The sequence below is a fragment of the Bradyrhizobium sp. 170 genome (genome assembly GCF_023101085.1).
Lineage (GTDB): Bacteria > Pseudomonadota > Alphaproteobacteria > Rhizobiales > Xanthobacteraceae > Bradyrhizobium.
In genome coordinates this window covers 3794020-3812262 of record NZ_CP064703.1, presented here as the reverse complement: position 1 = coordinate 3812262, position 18243 = coordinate 3794020, and the positions used below count along the sequence as shown (strand labels likewise).

11 protein-coding genes and 1 pseudogene are annotated in these 18243 nt (G+C 60.1%); 9 read left to right on the top strand and 3 right to left on the bottom strand.

Translation table 11 applies throughout. The features are described from left to right. Nucleotides 1-1591: 1591 nt before the first annotated feature. Nucleotides 1592-3421: a tetratricopeptide repeat protein gene (locus IVB05_RS17485; RefSeq protein WP_247785816.1), complete on the bottom strand. Its 1830-nt coding sequence runs from the start codon at nt 3419-3421 to the stop codon at nt 1592-1594. Between the two features lie 1091 nt (nt 3422-4512). On the opposite strand from IVB05_RS17485, the gene rpoH reads away from it, so the two are divergent. Then, the gene (rpoH, locus tag IVB05_RS17480) at nt 4513-5436 is read left to right on the top strand and encodes an RNA polymerase sigma factor RpoH (protein ID WP_256473357.1); all 924 of its coding nucleotides are present in this window, start codon (nt 4513-4515) and stop codon (nt 5434-5436) included. Nucleotides 5437-5797: 361 nt separating this feature from the next. Here rpoH and IVB05_RS17475 read toward each other — a convergent pair whose 3' ends face one another. Both IVB05_RS17475 and IVB05_RS17470 read right to left on the bottom strand, forming a co-directional pair. Next, nucleotides 5798-5998 (bottom strand): hypothetical protein, encoded by a 201-nt coding sequence (locus tag IVB05_RS17475; RefSeq protein ID WP_346771863.1) that lies wholly within the window; start codon nt 5996-5998, stop codon nt 5798-5800. Nucleotides 5999-6403: 405 nt separating this feature from the next. Then, nucleotides 6404-7285 (bottom strand): hypothetical protein, encoded by an 882-nt coding sequence (locus tag IVB05_RS17470; RefSeq protein WP_247785815.1) that lies wholly within the window; start codon nt 7283-7285, stop codon nt 6404-6406. Nucleotides 7286-7403: 118 nt separating this feature from the next. Between IVB05_RS17470 and IVB05_RS17465 the strand changes: the two genes are divergently transcribed. The 8 genes and pseudogenes from IVB05_RS17465 to IVB05_RS17430 all read left to right on the top strand — a co-directional run bounded on the left by IVB05_RS17465 (nt 7404) and on the right by IVB05_RS17430 (nt 18195). Next, nucleotides 7404-8582, top strand: coding sequence for an efflux RND transporter periplasmic adaptor subunit (locus IVB05_RS17465; RefSeq protein WP_247785813.1), 1179 nt, complete (start codon nt 7404-7406; stop codon nt 8580-8582). After that, on the top strand, nt 8579-11692 hold the full coding sequence (locus tag IVB05_RS17460) for an efflux RND transporter permease subunit (RefSeq protein WP_247785811.1): 3114 nt from the start codon (nt 8579-8581) through the stop codon (nt 11690-11692). The genes IVB05_RS17465 and IVB05_RS17460 overlap by 4 nt, the downstream gene beginning before the upstream one ends. Nucleotides 11693-11894: 202 nt before the next feature. Then, nucleotides 11895-13117, top strand: a pseudogene (locus tag IVB05_RS17455) (cupin domain-containing protein). A 223-nt stretch (nt 13118-13340) separates the two neighbouring features. Beyond that, nucleotides 13341-13745, top strand: coding sequence for a cupin domain-containing protein (locus tag IVB05_RS17450; protein WP_247785810.1), 405 nt, complete (start codon nt 13341-13343; stop codon nt 13743-13745). Nucleotides 13746-13796: 51 nt separating this feature from the next. Continuing rightward, a complete protein-coding gene (locus IVB05_RS17445) occupies nt 13797-14471 on the top strand; it encodes a 2Fe-2S iron-sulfur cluster-binding protein (RefSeq protein WP_247785808.1) in 675 nt (224 codons plus the stop codon). Then, nucleotides 14468-15448, top strand: coding sequence for a xanthine dehydrogenase family protein subunit M (locus tag IVB05_RS17440; RefSeq protein WP_247785806.1), 981 nt, complete (start codon nt 14468-14470; stop codon nt 15446-15448). The genes IVB05_RS17445 and IVB05_RS17440 overlap by 4 nt, the downstream gene beginning before the upstream one ends. Nucleotides 15449-15460: 12 nt before the next feature. Next, a complete protein-coding gene (locus IVB05_RS17435) occupies nt 15461-17662 on the top strand; it encodes a xanthine dehydrogenase family protein molybdopterin-binding subunit (protein ID WP_247785804.1) in 2202 nt (733 codons plus the stop codon). After that, nucleotides 17659-18195 carry a cytochrome c gene (locus tag IVB05_RS17430; RefSeq protein WP_247785803.1) on the top strand — a complete coding sequence of 179 codons (537 nt, stop codon included), beginning with the start codon at nt 17659-17661 and terminating at the stop codon, nt 18193-18195. Before IVB05_RS17435 ends, IVB05_RS17430 begins: the two co-directional genes overlap by 4 nt. Nucleotides 18196-18243 lie beyond the last annotated feature (48 nt).

Sequence of the window (18243 nt, the reverse complement as noted above, 5' to 3'; positions counted from 1 at the left end):
CCCCTGCCCGGCTCATTTTGGCGGGACGAAGCACCGTGTGCCGTCCTCATCGAGACAGCCTACATAACTAAACGGTACGGTCTCGATTCGGATTTGCCGTCGATAGCTTTTGTATTTCGGGCTTAGGCGCAGCAACAACGGAACGGGCCAGCTCTCGCGAAAACCGCGTCACGTTGACCCGTGATGATACGACTTCCGAATCCGGACTCGGTCCAGCCTGGATCATGCCATCACGGCGCATCGAGACCTCCGAAAACGGAGAGGCGGCCGCACGCTCAAGTAAGGCCCGAAGCTTCGGATGTAGGCCCTCGCCACGCGAGGCTGCAAAAACGCTGAACTGATAGAACAAGGTCATTACCAGGACTCCTGCGCCACTCCCGCAATTGTTCGACGCCCGATCGCCGTAAGCACGTCCCTACAGCTGAGGCTTTCAGCTCCAGCGAGCACTGAGCGCTCCTGTTTGGGGAGCTCTGGCACTTACCGGAATGAATTCGGGGGTTGCACAAGGCAGACAAGCGCAACACCCGAGAGATAGGGAAGAGATAGAGGCTCGGGCGCGTTTGACGAGTAAATACGAATTTATTCTGCCGTCTGATTTGCCAAAATTCGCGTGTCGCACGATCGTCTCACATGCTTGCTCGATACCAAAGATCGCACCGCCGGACGGTTGTCCCATCGCAATCGCCGGCTCCATGAACATCCAGACCGATATCGCTCTGGATTGGCCGACGAGACGCCCACGAGCATGTCAGGGCTTGGGAGGCAATTCCTGGCCCGGCTTGATCTATTCCCACCTGCGGCTCAGAGATGATGAAACACTCAGTGAACATAAAGATTTTTTTTAATCGATTTCCCAACGTCAGCTCTCATCTGTTTGATGACACTGGTGTTGGAGGACATGATGAAAATCGCTCAGGCAATCCTACTTGTTTCGGCAGCTGCGCTGTCTGCGCTTGCCTTTTCAGGATCCGCAGCAACTGCCGGGCCTATCGTTCCCCGCGGGCACTACTGTTTGTCATATAACCTGGGCGGCACTGATTGCAGCTTTACGAGCTACAAACAGTGTCTGGAAACTGCGTTGGCGTATGAAGCGCAGTGCTACGGCAAGACCGCTCGCGATGACGAAAATGATCGAACCCGTGTCCTCCGTTGGTAACGGTCTTGAGGCAATTGGTCAGGCGCCGTTCGAAACGACGCCGGCCAGGTCACTGGCGGAAGGCAAACGTATGGGCCCGCGCTAAGCGCAAAACGTTCGGCGCGCTTGGATCATCGTGCTTCCACGACTTCATGTGGCCATGTGCTTGGTCGACGACCGGATCCTTCAGATCCGCGCCGGCATTGTCACGCCGGGGAACGACATGGGCGTCAATTGGCGCGAGCAGGCACTTGATACGCTCGTCAGTTCCCGGCTCCATAACCCGCCCCTCCAAGTTTCGCATTGGATGCGGCTTGCCATGGGAAAGTTCGTCGCCGATTACACGGTCTTAAGCCGATGCGTGATACCGAGTCCGGAGAGCAGCATTTCAGCTTACAGACGAGAAGCGTTCGTAACTGCGATCATAGGGATATTCGTCTGATTTACGCGCAGGTTCTAGAGCTTGGAAATCTGCAAAAGCCTGCGGTCGCCGATCCAGGTTCTGGCAAGGTCAGCCTCGGCCTTGCGCGCCGCAGCGGTGTTGCCGCGTGACTTATGCAGTTCCGCCAGCCCGTAGTACGACCAGCCGTTGGATGGCGCTCGGCTGAGCGCACGCTGGAACTCTCGCTCGGCCTCATCGTAGCGGCCAGCCTGCAGCAGGGCAGCGGCAAGAGACTGCCTAATCGGATAGTACCAGTATGGTGGCTCGGTGTAGGGCAGCGCGTCCTGTAACGCAGCCGCCCGCTCGAACCGCACGACTGCGGTGCGGTTGTCGCCTTTGGCCTGGGCCACGCGCGCTAGGATCAGTGTACGCGCGATGCGAAGCACCTCCTGTGCCGGGACGCTTGAATCCTTCAGCAATTTGAAGTCCGCGATACGCTCAAGGGTCTCGATTGCATTGGCGGCCGCCGCCGCGCTCGCGAAGTCACGGCGCGCCGCCAGTGCTACGCCGCGCATGTAGAGCCACATCGCCTTGACATAAGGGATGGCGTCGCCGGGATCGGGCAGTGCCAGGATGGTCTCGGGCGTGCTGAACTGCGCGTGCGCGAAATAAGGCGCCGCCTTGACTGGCTGTCTACCACGGGCAACCTCGTCGGGAATGAGATCGCGCAGCTTCTCGGCGGCGGCGATCACGGTCCGGCCGTCGCCAGCCATCTGTGCCGACGCCATTACGAAGTGCACGTTGTGCGGATAATAGCCGAGCCGATAGACGCCCATCGGCGCGTTGGTGTCGGCCAGGTATTTTTCATCGACCTTGACCGCAGCCTTGTTGTCTTGCAGCGCGTCGAGATAGCGGCCGACCCGATAGTAGATGTGGCTCGGCATGTGCACGAGATGGCCGGCACCGGGGATCGCACCGCGCAATCGGTCGGCATAGGGCTCGGCGCGCTTGGGCCGGTCCGATGCCTCGACAGCATGAATGTAAAGGTGAATGGCACCGGGATGATTCGGATTGCGAGCCAGCACGCGCTCCAATGTCGGCACGATCGGCATGCTTTGCGGCTTGGCTTCGCGGCCGCCCGGCTTCCAGTAGTCCCAGGGGCTGAGATCCATGACCGCCTCGGCATAGAGCGTAGCGATTTCGTCGTCATCGGGAAACTGCTTCGCCACCTTCGCCATTTCTGCCGCGTAGGCTGCATCAAACGTGGCGCGGGCGGCCTTCGGATCGCTGCTGTAGCGCGCCGCGAGCGCGCCGATCAGCGCCTGCTCGCGTGGGCTGGATTTACCGGCAAGCGCCTTCGCCTTCTGCGCGGCAGCGTACGCGGGCGCGACCGCGTCCTCCGGCATCGGAAGATTGATGTTGGGACCGAGCACCAGCGCTTCGCCCCAGAAGCACATGGCGCAGTCGGGATCGAGCTTCTGCGCCATGCGGAACGCGCGCTGCGCCTCGCCGTGATTGAACGCATAGGCGAGACGCAGGCCCTGATCGAAGTAAGCCTGCGCGCGCTCATTTGCGGTCGTGATCTCGTAAGTGATGGAACCGAGGCCGGCAAACAACGGCGGCTCGGTCTCCGCGAATGCTGTCGCGGAGCTGGCTACGCTCATCTCGGCGCGTGGCACTTCTGTCTGGACCAGGCGAAGCATCATGTTCGGCGAGCCAGTTGCAGCCGGCGTGCTGCAAACCGAAAAATCCGCGCCGACGAATGGCGGCAGTATGTCCATGGCGACTGCGCCACCCGCGAGGGTGATGATGTTTCCGGACAGCAACGTCACCAGTGCAGAGCCGCCGAGTGCCGCAGCTCCCGCGGAAACCAGTAGCCTTTTCGATCGCGTGAATGTCGCCATGTTGTGCTCCAAATCGGCCGGATGAGATCCAACGGGTCGCACTGAGCCGGGATCCAAAGAACCCCTGAACGTGAATTTTGAGACTTTTCCTGCCTTTCTGCAAGACCATTGCAATGCTTGTACGCAGCCGACACTTAAGCGTCGGCGACAGGCTCCACGGGTGCCACGTGGGGCCGCCGGTGCTGTTCACGTATGCTTTGGTCATTAGCAGACATCGCGGCTCGTCCGCCTGATGTCCGCCTTCTCCACGTTGATCGACTCCTGTACCGGGAGAAGTACCAGCCTATATCGCCGCGCCACGCTAAAGCTTAGCGGTAACCGCAGCAGCTTGCGAAGATGCCGCCCACCGACACGACAACGTTGCCAACACATCCTCCGGGTCAAACGGGCGGTAGCCGCAGCAACACGTAATCGTCCGTGAGCGTTCGATTACGGGAACCATGGGTCCATAGTAGGTACCCCAGTGACCCCACACATCGCAGTTCCTGTACCCGCCGGGTCCATGCAAACCGTAGCCGCCGCCACCGAAGCCCTCGCTAATGCGATTGCCGCGAACACCATCACCCTTGCCAATATAGCGCGCGCCAGGCGTGATACTCGCATTGGCTTCCGCCGCGCGGCTGATGGCTCTCGCGAGCCATAGCGGGAGTTGCGAGCAGGACTGCAGCGGACAGTGCAGCCGACAGAAGTTCAGGCTTAGCCATCTAATTTCGCCAATTGATATGAACCGAGGTTTTTGCAGCGGAACGTTTGGGCTGTCGTCGTTATTGACCGCACGGGCCTACCCCTCGCATCAGAGTCAAAACTACCCGATTGCAAAGGCAGGGCGCTTTGTCTTCAGCAAGCCAGCACCCGAACTCATGCCTCGCCAGGCGGATTCGAAGGGACGAGCAAATCGTCTCCACTAAAACTTTTTTTAGGCGTGGCGAAAACGTGCACGCTCGTTCGGCGACGTTTCCCGATTGAATTCGAATTTAGCGCCCCTAAACGCCAATTTAATGGCTCCGCCAGGGCCTGTGCATATCATTTGGTGGTCCGCTCGAGCTTCGAACGGCAGACGGGATCCAGCTTTTCACGACGGAGCGATCGATATGAGCGTTGAAGGACAATTCGCAGGCCTCACGGTTCCAGCCAAGCGTGAACCAGCATTCGCCAGAGATGGAAGCGGCAAGAACTATCTCTACACCATCCGGCGCTTCGAGATGCTCGAAAGGAACCAGGAATACAACCTCGCCAAACGTTGGCGCCAGAACGGCGACCGCAATGCCGCGAACCAGCTTGTGACAAGTCATCTTCGTCTCGCCGCCAAAATCGCCATGGGCTACCGCGGCTATGGCCTGCCCATCTCGGAGATCATCTCCGAGGGCAACGTCGGCCTGATGCAGGCATTGAACCGTTTTGAGCCCGAAAAAGGTTTTCGCTTTGCCACATATGCGATGTGGTGGATCAGGGCTTCAATACAGGATTATATTCTGCGCTCGTGGTCACTTGTGAAAATCGGAACCACCACCAATCAGAAGAAGCTCTTTTTCAAGCTGCGCACGGCAAAAAGCAAGATCGCGGCATACGAAAGCGGCGACCTACGTCCCGATCAGGTAACCTCGATCGCGAAATGCCTCAATGTTACGGGCCAGGACGTTGTCGACATGAATCGACGCCTCGGCGGTGATGCATCACTCAATGCACCAATTCATGAACAGGGCGAACCCACCGAATGGCAGGAACATCTGGTTGACCAGTCCCCCTCGCCGGAAGCTATCGTCGTCGAACAGGACGAGAAAGACCACCGGCGCAGGGCGCTGGTCGCTGCAATCGCTCTACTGAACGACCGCGAGCGTCGTATCTTCGAGGCGCGCCATTTGGCGGACGAAGCGCAGACGCTGGAGGACCTCGCGGTCAAATTCAACGTGTCGCGTGAACGCGTCAGGCAAATCGAGGCGCGTGCGTTCGAGAAGGTGCGAAAGGCGGCGAAGAACCACGCTGCACTAGCGCCGGCGGCGATGCAGGAGCCTTGAGGCGCGCCCGAACGGAGCTCGGATCTTGCAGATAGCGTTCACGTTCGGGTTGTTGAGCCACAGAACAGAAAGCCTTATTCACGCACAGCGTTTCAGGTGACGTGAACCGCGTTACATCCAGCTGTACTCATGCGTTGGGCGGCGCCTTCTTAGCAGCAGGCGTATCATAATGCTCACGATCATCGTCTTCCCTGCGAACCCAAGGATCATAACCACGGGCCTTCGTGGCTACCGAAGCTCTTGGGTCCTTCGCGAAAACTATAATCGGGGGTTATGGATTCCGGCTCGCGAGCTTCGCTTCGCCTGGACGACGAGGCGGTCTTTGCTAGCTCCCACCAAACTATTTATTGCATAAGCGGATTTAATCGTTGGCGGTCTCAACCAATCGGCGCAGCACTTCGTGGTTTTCGCGAACCTGAAGCAGAACTGGCGTCGACTTGTAGGAAGGTGTTCCGGATTTCGCGTCGTAATGATCGAGCGCAACCAGCACATTCGCCTCCGGATAATAGGCCGCGATTGAGCCCTGCGCGATATTGGACGCGACCGCTGTCAGGTTCGGCATAACACGCCCGTCCGCTTCCGATCCCCCACCCGGCTGCAGCTCCATCGTAGCCGCCCACGCCCGCGACATCGTCTTCGCTCATTGTGCTCTCCATAGTTGCGGCAATGTTTCGCTGAGGTGTTTCCCGACCCGATTATCTTCATCAGGCAAAGTCCATGGACATCGGCAGGAAGCGCCAACGGTTCAAGTAAAATTACTTTTAGTTTTCTGAGAACCGAAATGGCCGGGGTCAGCCCCTTCATCATTCGGTGGGGAGCAGATTCGGCTCACGGTCGAGGAGCCGTCTTGGGCGGCGATCGTATCAGAAAGAATAAACGCAAATTTAGTTGAACAGGTTTGATTGTCCGGCCAATTACGATTGAAGCGTTTAGAGCCGACCAAAACGACGATCCTGCGATCATTCAATCATTCCTTGGAGCGACTCCATGCTGCCCTTCTTCTTTCAACTCTGCCGCTGTCGATTCCGCCAATCGCGGTTGCTCGAATGGTCCGCGAGGCTGTCGTGATCGAAATCGCAAAAACTCGCTCCGAGGCGTCGATGCGCTCTGGCCTCGGCGCCGCCGGATTCACACGGAGAATACGGTTAAGATTCTCGTTGAGTCTTGCGATGCTTCCGGCGCTCCTGGCTTCCACCGGGGCCATCGCGCAAGTTGGTGCAATGGTGACGACGCAGACCCTTGATGCGACGTCGCCGCTTGGGGTGAGCCCAGGTACGTCAGTCGGACCGACCGGAATCCCGCTCGGCTCCACTGAGATCACTTCTCCAGGACTCAGTCCCGCACCCACCGGCGTAACGGGCACAATCACGATTCCGAGTACAGCTAGTGGTACGGCATGTTCGACCGTGGGGACGTCGCCATCCTCAATGTTCGGGTCCACCGCGAGCTTCGATGGCGGCGGAATGGGGATGGGAACAGGATCACCCGCCACCGCAACAACGGCCGGCAGCGCAGCGATCACGGGCAGCACGACAATGTCGGGAGCGTCAACTTCGTCGGGCATATCGAGTTCGTCAAGCATCCTGGGCACGTCGGGAGTTTCGGCAACTTCAGGAACGATGGAAACGGCGGGAATGTCGGGAATGTGCGGCTCGGGCTCAAGCAGCGTGGTTTCATCATCTACTCCAACCTCGACGGCGCCCACTGCGCCCGGCGGTGTCGCTCGAACCGGAATTCCGTTGGGCTCGACGGAGATTAGCAATCTTGGGGTCAGTGCCACACCAGCGGTGCCGACACTAACCGTGGCGCCCACCGTGGGTCCGAGTGCAGTGCTGCCGACAATCCCCACGGTTGCCCCTCCGCCCGCGGCTTCATCCACGGCAACAAACCTGTTCCCGTGCCTGACCTCAGGAACATCAGCCACTGGCTGCTAGACAAAATCCGTCATTTCAGAAGTGAGAACGGCCATGAATAAGAGAGTCGTTGTGCCTGCGGCCCTACTTACCGCCGTGCTTGCTGCCGGTGGTTTGTACTTGATGTACGCCCACCCCTTCGCGAAGGTCGCTGCAGCACCCGCTCCGCCCGCGGTGCCGATTGTCGCTGCGACGGTCGCCCAGCATGACGTGCCTATCTATCTGACCGGCGTCGGCACCGTGATCGCGTATAACACCGACGTCGTGCGGGCCCAAATCCAGGGGCAGATCGTCAGCATCAACTTCACCGAAGGCCAGGCCGTGCATGCGGGCGACCTGCTGGCGCAGATCGATCCGCGACCCTACCAGGCCCTGATCGATCAATACACGGCTAATCTTGAGCGCGATCAGGCTCAGCTCATCAACGCTCAGGCCAATCTCACCCGCTACACCACATTGAGTCAGAAGGGCTGGGCAACTCCGCAATTGCTCGAAACCCAGAAGGCGCAAGTGGGGCAACTGGTGGCGGCCGTCAAGGCCGATCAGGCACTGATCGATTCGGCGAAGGTCGAACTCAGCTACACGCGCCTGACCTCGCCGATCGATGGCGTGGTCGGGATTCGTCAGATCGACGTCGGCAACATCATCAGTCCGTCAACTGCGAACGGCCTCGTCGTCGTCACGCAGCTAGACCCGATTTCGCTGATCTTCACGCTTCCAGAGAAGGCGCTGCCGCAAATCCAGCAGCAACAGCAAGCGACCAAGAAGCCGCTTGCGGTCCTCGCCTACAGCCAGGATGATACGGCGCTCCTCGATCAGGGAGTGCTCGGCCTCGTCAACAACGAGATCCTGCAGACTACCGGCTCGATCCAGCTCAAGGCCAATTTTGCTAACAAGTCGGGCAAGCTCTGGCCAGGCCAGCTCATCAATGCGCGGCTGCTCGTCGACACCCGGCACAACGGCCTGACCGTTCCCGCGGGCGTCGTGCAGGAAGGTTCGACCGGTCCCTACGCCTATGTGGTCAATCCGGACAACACCGTCGCAATCCGCCAGCTCAAGGTCGCGCAAATCAGCGACGGCCAGGCACTGATCGATGCCGGCCTGGAGGCCAACGAGCAGGTCGTGGCCGACGGGCAATACAAGCTGCAGCCCGGCGTGCATGTGGTGACGCTGCACGGCAAGGCAGCGCAGGAAGAAGCCGCGCAGGACGCGCTACAGGCGCCGATCCCATGAACATTTCCGCGCCGTTTATCTATCGGCCGATCGCGACCGCGATGCTGATGGTCGCCTTGTTGGTGGGCGGCTTGGTCGCCTATCCGCTGTTGTCGGTCGCGTCACTGCCCAACGTCAATTATCCGACGCTTACCGTGACCGCACAGCTCCCTGGCGCCGATCCGCAGACCATGGCGTCCACGGTGGCCTCCCCGCTCGAGCTACAATTCGGGGAGATCCCGGGTCTCACCCAGATGACATCCGCCAGCGCGCTCGGTTACACCCAGATCACTCTGCAGTTCGACCTGAATCGGCAGATCGACGGCGCGGTCAGCGACACGCTCTCAGCCATCAACGCCGCGAACGCCTATTTGCCGGCCGGTTTGCCTTATCCGCCGCAGATCCGAAAGGTCAACCCGGCAGAGACGCCGATTCTGGTTCTTGGCATCACCTCCGACAGCCTGCCGCTGACGGTCGTCGACGCCTACGCGCAAAATATCCTGCTGCAGAAGATCTCGCAGGTATCCGGCGTCGGCCTCGTCGGCATCGGAGGCACTCAGCAGCCGACGGTCCGCATCCAGGTCGATCCGGAAGCGCTGGCGGCCCGCGGCATCAACCTCGAGGACGTCCGGACGGTGCTTGGGCAGGCGAATGTCGACCTTCCCAAGGGCACGCTCAACAGCCCGCGGCAGACCTTTACGCTCAATACCAACGATCAGTTGTTCAAGCCCGACCAGTATGCCGACCTCGTCATCGCCTATCGCAACGGGTCGCCGGTTCGCGTCCGGGATATCGGCCGCGCCATCAGCGCGGGTGAGAATGAGTTGATCGCCGGCTGGTACAACAGTCAGCGGGCGATCATTTTGGCGATTCAGCGGCAACCCGGCGCCAACGTCATCGAAACCGTGGGGCGAATCAAGGCGATGATGCCGGTGCTTCAGGCCTCGATCCCGGCCGCCGTCAAGATAAATGTCATATCCGATCGCACCCAGACCATCCGCGCATCAGTCGCCGACGTGCAGTTCACGTTGCTGCTGACAGTTGCGCTCGTCGTCATGGTTATCTTCATATTCCTGCGCAATCTGTGGGCAACCATCATCCCTGCCGTCACCGTGCCGCTGTCGCTGGTCGGCACGTTCGCGATCCTCTACGAGATGGGCTACAGCCTGGACAATCTCTCGCTGATGGCCTTGTCGATTGCGGTCGGATTCGTGGTCGATGATGCCGTCGTCGAGATCGAGAACATCACGCGGCACATCGAAGATGGCATGTCGCCGTATGACGCGGCACTCAAGGGCTCCGGCGAGATCGGCTTCACCGTTATGGCGATCACGTTTTCGCTGATCGCCGTGTTCATTCCGCTGTTCCTGATGAGCGGCTATGTCGGATTGCTGTTCCGCGAATTCGCAGTGACCGTGAGCGTGGCGCTCCTTCTTTCGCTAGTCATCTCGCGAACGCTCACGCCGATGATGTGCGCCTACCTGCTCAAGCCGGAGAGCGAGCAGCACGGGTGGCTCTACCGGATGTCCGAGCGCGGCTTCGATGGCCTGCTCTACGCGTATGAGGCGGGCCTGAAGGTCGTGCTACGGCACCGCTTCATCACGCTGATGGTGATGTTCGGCACGGTCGCGCTGACCGGTTATCTCTACGTCATCATTCCCAAGGGCTTCTTTCCCCAGCAGGATACCGGATTGATCATCGGCCAGTCCGAGGCGGCGCAGGATATTTCCTTCCAGGCGATGAAGGAGCGTCAGCAAGCTTTGCTCGACGGCATCATGAAGGATCCGGCTGTCGCCACCGTCGGTTCGGCCGTCGGCGCCGGTGGGGGTAGCTACACGCTCAACGATGGCCGTGTCTTCATTCAGCTCAAGCCCGCCAACGAGCGCGAGCCGATCGAGAAGGTGATGGCCAGGCTGCGGACCAATCTGGCCAAGATCCAGGGCATCTCGCTCTACATGCAGGCAGCCCAGGACATCACGGTCGGGGCACGGCTCAACAAGACCCAGTTCCAGTACACGCTGAACGATGCCGACCCCGGCGAGCTCAGCCACTGGTCTGCTCTGTTCCTTGACAAGTTCAAGGCAATTCCGGGCATCACTGACGTGGCTACCGATCAGCTCAGTTCCGGGCCGTTGCTCGACATCACGATCAAGCGCGAGGTCGCCTCGAGCTACGGCATCCTGCCGTACACGATCGACAACACGCTCGACGACGCCTTTGGGCAGCGCATCGTTTCGACCATGTATACTACGCTTCAGCAATACCACGTCATTCTGGAGGTGAACCCCAAATTCCAGTACGGCCCAGAGGCGCTCAACGGCATTTACGTCAAATCGTCAAGCGGGCAACAGGTGCCGTTGTCGACGTTGATCGACTCGGTAGTGAAGGTCGCCCCGCTCGTGGTCAACCACACCGGACAATTCCCGTCGGTGACGATCTCGTTCAATCTTGCGCCGGGCACCGCGATCGGACAAGCCGTCAGCGCCATTAACGCGGCTGAAAAGGACCTGCATCCGCCGCTCTCGGTGCAGACCAGTTTCCAGGGCAATGCGCAGGCATTTGGAGCATCGTTGTCGAGCACGCCGATTCTCATCCTCGCCGCGCTCTTCGTCATCTATATCATTCTCAGCGTGCTCTACGAAAGCGTGATCCACCCGATCACCATTATCTCCACCCTGCCCTCGGCCGGCGTTGGTGCGCTGCTGTTGCTGATGGCGGCTCACTACGACCTCAGCGTGATTGCGATCGTCGGGATCATTCTGCTGATCGGCATCGTCAAGAAAAACGGCATCATGCTGGTGGATTTCGCCTTGCAGGCGGAACAGAACGAAGGCCTGTCAACCGAGGAGGCAATCTATCAGGCCTGCATCAAGCGCTTCCGCCCCATTCTGATGACCACGATGGCGGCGCTGCTCGGCGCCGTGCCGATGATGATCGGCACCGGAGTCGGCTCGGAGATCCGCCAACCGCTCGGCTACGCCATTGTCGGCGGTCTGGCCCTGTCACAGATTCTCACGCTCTATACGACGCCGGTCGTCTATATCTATCTCGATCGGCTGCAAACCCGGCTGTTCGGGGAAAAGAGGAAACAAGTTGCTTCCGGCGAAACAGCACCTGCGCCCGCCGAATGATCGAAGATCACAGCCGTGCCAATGCCGCCAGTATTGGCTGGGCAGCGCCTGATTCAAAATACGCGCGGATGAGCCGTTCTAAACCTTTATATAACGGCTCAGGAAAAGCCCGCGACTACCTCCACCATTCTCTTCGTTCTGGCACAGGGGTGAACAGTTTTCGAGGCGTGACATGTTGGCGGCGACAGCCGTCGGTGGGGCGATGACGGCAGCTACAATGACCACGGCGAATGCCGCGCCGGTGAAGAGTGACATCACCTTCGGCAATCCAAACGATCCTCCGCAGGGTGCAATCAACGCGAAGACTCCACGGAGCATCACCGATTCCGGTCCGCAGAATCCGGCCATAAGGGATCAGTTTCCGGCGGCATTTTCTCAGAGACGGACGTCGGCAGCATGCCGCTGAGTTGGGCATCGTTCACCAACGCGCCGCGGCGCATTCAAAATGGCGGCTGGGCCGTAACGCAGGACTCCTTTGCGGTTGCGGACACCATCTCCGGCGTCAACATGCGGCTGACGGCCGGCGGCATCCGCCAGATGCACTGGCACCAGTTTGCAGAGTGGGCCTACATGACGTGCGGCGCGTGCCGCATCACCATTCTCGACGAATTAGGCCGATATATCGCCGACGTGAAAGAAGGTGACCTTTGGTATTTCCCGGCCTGCCGCATTCCCTTCAGGGGCTCGGCCCGGACGGCTGCGAGTTCCTTCTCTGTTTCGATGAAGGCAAGGCTTCCGAGTTCACTACCCTCCAGATGTCGGAATGGTTCACGCATACGCCGCCGGATATCCTCGGTCAACATTTCGGTGTCCCCGCCGAGACGTTCAAGGATATCCCGTTGCGCGACCTCTACATCTTCCAAGGCGAGTTACCCGGCGACCTCGCCGCGGACCGCGCGGCGGTGAGCGGAAGCGGCGCGCCGCCGCACCCCTTCACTTTCTCGCTCGGATCGGGAGCCCCCGCGCGCGACCAAGGGCGGTTCGGTGCGGATCGCCGACAGCCGCAACTTCACCGTTTCTACAACGGTCGCCGCCGCACTGGTCACCGTGCGTCCCGGTGGCCTACGGGAGAGGCACTGGCACTCTAACGCCGACGAATGGCAATACTGGATCAAGGGCAAAGGCCAAATGACGATCCTCAGCACTGGCCCGAACGCCGTCACCATGGATTTCAACGCGGGCGACGTCGGCTACGTCAAGAAGAACCTGGGACATTATATAAAGAACACTGGCGATAGCGATTTGCAGTTTCTCGAAGTGTTCAGAGTCTCCCTATTTCGAGATGTCTCCCTCTCCGACTGGATTTCCCGCACGCCGCCATCGATGGTTGCCCAGCACCTCAACGAGACCGAGGCTACCATCGCAAAATTCCCTAAGAACAAGCCGGAAGGCATGCCGGAGCATCCGGCCGGCGGTTCTCGATAATGGCGCGCTTTCTTCGATCGGCGCAAGAAGCTCACCGCGAGCACACCCGGACGAGAAATGGGAAGATGCGCGCAGTCGATCGTGTCACGATCGGTGTCACCACCGAGCAGCCGCGACCGTGTCCTCAGTTCGACGCGGATATCTAAATTCCAATTTAGTGGTTTTCTGATCGGCCGCTGCTTAACTTTTCATGGTTACCCATTCAAACATGATCCGGGACGCCATGAGTTCTCCTTCTGAAATTCACATCGTCAGCCCCGCCCAATTCGATCCGGGAACAGCGCAGACGCCAGGCTCCGAACGTCGCGCCGCTATCGCGCCAGCGCTTGGCATCGCGTCCGGAATCTGGGGCGGCCTGTTCGAGGTGGAGCCGGGATCGCGGACGGGAATACATCATCACGGAGACCAGGAGACGATCGCCTACGTGCTCTCTGGCATCTGCGAAATACGATGGGGTGCGCGAGGAAAATCGGTCGCGCGTGCGAAGGCCGGAGACTTCATTCATGTCCCCGCCTTCCTGCCCCATATGGAAATCAATCCCTCGAAACAGGCGCCGTTTCGATGGGTTGTCGTGCGCAGCACGGCGACGCCCATCGTGATCAACCTACCGGACGACACTTGGCCGTAAGCCGGATGTCTTCCAGACAGCCATCATCGACTTGGCGAACATGGAGCAGTCATGGACGAGCATGATTCCAATACAGAACCCGGTACTCCAAATGCATTTGAAGTTACGCGCCGCACGGTAATTGAGACGGGAGCCACCGCATTGCTGTTGACGACGCTGCCGAATGCTGTACTTGCGGACGATCAGATCGATGGCAACGAGCCCCCTTCATCGCCCGTGAAGGTCGAACTCCAGATCAACGGCCGTTCGCATTCGCTGGCCCTCGATCCCCGGACGACATTGCTCGATGCTTTGCGGGAGCACCTCGCGCTGACGGGCTCGAAAAAGGGCTGCGATCACGGCCAATGCGGCGCGTGCACTGTGCTGATCGAAGGACGCCGCATCAACTCCTGCCTGACGCTGGCGGTGATGCACGACGGCCAATCGGTCACCACGATCGAGGGGTTCGCCCAAGGCGCGAATTTGCATCCAATGCAAACGGCCTTCGTCGAGCATGACGGCTTCCAGTGCGGCTACTGCACCTCCGGCCAGATCTGCTCGGCCATCGGAATGCTGGCTGAAAGCCAGCAGGGCATGCCGAGCTACGTGACCGAGGACCTGACGAAGTCGGCCCCCGAACTCACCGATGCGGAAATCCGCGAGAGAATGAGCGGCAACATCTGTCGCTGCGCAGCCTACCCCAACATCGTGGAGGCCATCAAACAAGCCGCGGGAATGCCAACATGAAAGCCTTTACTTACCAACGCGCCGACTCGACGGCGCAAGCGGCCGCCGCTGCTGTCAAGCCTGGTGCGAAAATCATCGCTGGCGGCACCAATTTGCTCGACCTGATGAAATTGCAGGTCGAGGCACCTTCGACTCTGGTCGATATCAACCGCCTGCCGCTCGACAAGATCGAAGGAACTCCCGATGGCGGCTTGCGTATCGGCACGCTGGTTCGCAACAGCGATCTCGCCGCCGACCCACATGTGCGGCAGCGTTACGGCGTGCTTAGCCGTGCGCTGCTGGCTGGCGCCAGTGCGCAGTTGCGCAACAAGGCCACGACTGGCGGTAATCTGCTGCAGCGAACCCGCTGCTATTACTTCTATGACGTCACAAAGCCCTGCAACAAGCGCAGCCCCGGCTCCGGCTGTGCGGCGATCGCTGGCTTTAACCGCATTCATGCCGTCCTGGGCACAAGCGAGCACTGCATCGCGACGCATCCGTCGGATATGGCGGTGGCGATGCAGGCGCTCGACGCCAAGGTGGAGACGGTAAATCGCCAGGGTGAAACCAAAGTGATTCCGATCGCGGAATTTTATCGTCTTCCCGGCAACACCCCCGAGATCGAGACGTCGCTCAAACCGGGTGAAATCATCACCGCTGTGACGCTGCCTCCAGCGCCTCCGGGTGTGCAGCTTTACCGCAAGGTCCGCGATCGCGCTTCCTACGCGTTTGCACTGGTTTCCGTCGCCGCAATCGTCGATAGCAACCGCGGCCGGATCCGCTCGGCCCGGCTGGCTTTCGGCGGGTTGGCGCCCAAGCCCTGGCGTTCAGCGCGGGCCGAACAATGCCTGGCTAACGCGCCTTCGACTACCACCACCTTCAATTCAACCGCAGCTGCGGTTCTAGAAGGCGCGCGCGGATTTGGCGGTAACGATTTCAAGATGCCACTGACGCGGCGCACGCTGCACAGCGTGCTTGCAGAAATGACCCGGACTTGACGGAGCGAACGCATGGAAATGAACTCACCCGTTGGTCCCAATGTCCTCGATACACCAGGCGTCGTCGGCAAGCCAATCGACCGCGTGGACGGCCTATTGAAGGTTACCGGCGGCGCGCGCTACGCCTATGAGGTACAACAGAACAACGTGCTGTATGGTTTTGTGGTCGAAGCCTCGATCGGAAAAGGAAGGATCAAATCGATTGAGACGCGCGCGGCGGAAAAGGCGCCGGGCGTCGCGCTAGTTCTCACCCATCGCAACGCGCCCGCGCAGGGCACCGGTAATCACCGCGAAGCGCATCCCGTACTCACCGGGCCGGAAGTGACAGGTTACGGCCAACCGGTCGCCTTCGTGGTTGCCAACAGCTTCGAGGAGGCCCGGGCGGCGGCTTACCTCGTAAACGTGAAGTATGATCGGTCGAACGGAAAATACGCGCTCCGTGCCAACCTCAACGAGGCCCGCGTTCCAAAGCCAGGCGACGCGCCGGCAGCCGACAGCGCGGTGGGCGATTTCGCAAGCGCATTCGCCGGCGCCCCGGTGCAACTCGACGTGACCTATACCACCCCGTTGCAAAGCCACGCGATGATGGAACCGCACGCCACGCTCGCGATGTGGGACGGCGACAAGTTGATCCTGCATACTGCGAACCAGATGCTCAACCAGGGTCAACAAGTCATCGCGACAACCCTGAAAATTCCCGTCGAGAATATACGCCTGATCAGCCCGTTCATCGGCGGCGGTTTCGGCGGCAAACTCTGGGTCAATGCCGATGCGATCCTAGCGGCGATCGCTGCGCGACAGCTCCAGCGGCCTGTGAAAATCGCGCTGACGCGGCAGCAGATTTTTCATGTCACGACGCACCGCTCCGACACGATCCAGCGGCTGCGCCTGGGCACCGATAGCGAGGGCCGGATCCTCGCGATCGGCCACGACGTATTCTCCGGCAATCTGCCCAGCGAGCAAACTTACGAGGGCGCAGCACTGCAGACCCGCACCCTCTACGCCGGGCCTAATCGGCTGACGCGGCATCGCCAGGTGCCCCTGGATATTCCGGTGGCGTCGTCGATGCGAGCTCCCGGCGAGTCTGTCGGGCTAATGGCGCTTGAATGCGCGATGGATGAACTGGCCGAGAAATTGAATCTCGATCCGATCGAGCTGCGAGTGCGCAACGAGCCGAGCGAGGATCCGGAAAAGCATATTCCCTATTCCAGCCGTCATTTGATCCCCTGCATGCAGGAAGGTGCGCGCCGCTTTGGATGGGATAAGCGCAATCCGAAACCGGGTCAGGTACGTGACGGACGCTGGCTAGTGGGAATTGGCATGGCTGCGGCGACACGCGGCAACCCGCTGCTGCTTTCCAAGGCTAATGTCCGGCTGGATCCTGGCGGAACCTGCACCGTGCGAATGGCGATGACCGACATAGGAACCGGCACTTATACCATCCTGGCGCAGATCGCAGCGGAGATGCTCGGCCTGCCGACGGAACGCGTTAAGGTCGAACTCGGCGATACCATCTTTCCGCAGGCGGCGGGTTCGGGCGGCTCATGGGGCGCAGGCAGCTCGGGCTCGGCCCTGTTCGAGGCATGCAATGCGCTGCGCGAAAAGCTGGCACGGACCGCCGGCATGGATCCGGCAACCGCAAGGTTCGCCAACGGTGATATCGCATCGGGCGACCAGTCCAGAAAGCTGACGGACCTTGTGGGCCTCGGGATGGACGCCGATGGTGAAATCCGGCCCGGCCGCAACAACAAGGATTTTTCTCAGCAATCCTACGGCACGCATTTCGCCGAAGTCGGCGTCGACAAGGATACCGGTGAGGTGCGCGTGCGGCGCATGCTGGGCGTATTCACTGCCGGCCGTGTCCTGAACGCAAAGACGGCGCGCTCCCAAGCGATCGGAGGAATGGTTTTTGGCGTCGGTGCAGCGCTGCATGAAGAGATGACGCTCGATCCGCGCTTCGGGTATTTCGTCAACCACGATCTCGCCGAATATCATGTTCCGGTGCATGCCGACATTCCGGACATCGACGCCGTCTTTCTTGCCGAACTGGACGACCAATCCAACCCGCTCAAGAGTAAGGGCATCGGTGAACTCGGAATCTGCGGCGCCGGCGCATCGATTGCCAATGCGATCTACAACGCGTGTGGCGCACGGATTCGGGATTACCCGATCACACTCGACAAGCTGCTTTCCAGGCTGCCAGTGCGCGCATGATCGGGCCAGAAGAAAAAGGCATCCGGCGCCGCCCGTTCATGGTTGTGGCGATCGCAATTACCGCAGCCGCCATCCTGGCGATCTGTCTTGCGGCCTCGCGCAGCGTTGCCGCAGGGCCAGAAGCGACGCCCTCACCTCATGCTACCGAATATCTGCCGAGCATCAGCGACCTGATGATTGCGACAATTCAACCACGGCATGAGCGGCTCTGGCAGGCAGAGCAGGATGGAAACTGGCAGCTTGCGGCCTACGAGCTTGGAAACCTTCGCGGCGCATTCGATCGACTCGGGCGCGCCCATCCCAGCGAACACGACATCTCCCTTCCGGACATGATCACCTCCGTTACGGAGCAATCGTTCAAGGAACTCAAAAGCGCAATCCAATCCAAAGACGGCACCGCATTCGCCAAGGCCTATGCCGGTCTAACCGCCGCATGCAATTCATGTCATCAGGCTCTCAACCACAGCGTGGTCGAAGTCCGCGTACCGAACCGAACTTCTACGTCGGACCTAAACACCGACACCCGGAATTGACGCTGGGCATGCCGGCGACTCCCACCGCCAGATCCGTAAGACACTCTG

What these genes read in the sequence shown, in the direction of transcription:
- IVB05_RS17440 (WP_247785806.1), top strand. Translation starts at nt 14,468, where the DNA reads ATGAAAGCCTTTACTTACCAACGCGCCGACTCGACGGCGCAAGCGGCC.
- IVB05_RS17465 (WP_247785813.1), top strand. Translation starts at nt 7,404, where the DNA reads ATGAATAAGAGAGTCGTTGTGCCTGCGGCCCTACTTACCGCCGTGCTT.
- IVB05_RS17460 (WP_247785811.1), top strand. Translation starts at nt 8,579, where the DNA reads ATGAACATTTCCGCGCCGTTTATCTATCGGCCGATCGCGACCGCGATG.
- IVB05_RS17450 (WP_247785810.1), top strand. Translation starts at nt 13,341, where the DNA reads ATGAGTTCTCCTTCTGAAATTCACATCGTCAGCCCCGCCCAATTCGAT.
- IVB05_RS17485 (WP_247785816.1), bottom strand. Translation starts at nt 3,421, where the DNA reads ATGGCGACATTCACGCGATCGAAAAGGCTACTGGTTTCCGCGGGAGCT.
- rpoH (WP_256473357.1), top strand. Translation starts at nt 4,513, where the DNA reads ATGAGCGTTGAAGGACAATTCGCAGGCCTCACGGTTCCAGCCAAGCGT.
- IVB05_RS17435 (WP_247785804.1), top strand. Translation starts at nt 15,461, where the DNA reads ATGGAAATGAACTCACCCGTTGGTCCCAATGTCCTCGATACACCAGGC.
- IVB05_RS17475 (WP_346771863.1), bottom strand. Translation starts at nt 5,998, where the DNA reads ATGCCGAACCTGACAGCGGTCGCGTCCAATATCGCGCAGGGCTCAATC.
- IVB05_RS17430 (WP_247785803.1), top strand. Translation starts at nt 17,659, where the DNA reads ATGATCGGGCCAGAAGAAAAAGGCATCCGGCGCCGCCCGTTCATGGTT.
- IVB05_RS17445 (WP_247785808.1), top strand. Translation starts at nt 13,797, where the DNA reads ATGGACGAGCATGATTCCAATACAGAACCCGGTACTCCAAATGCATTT.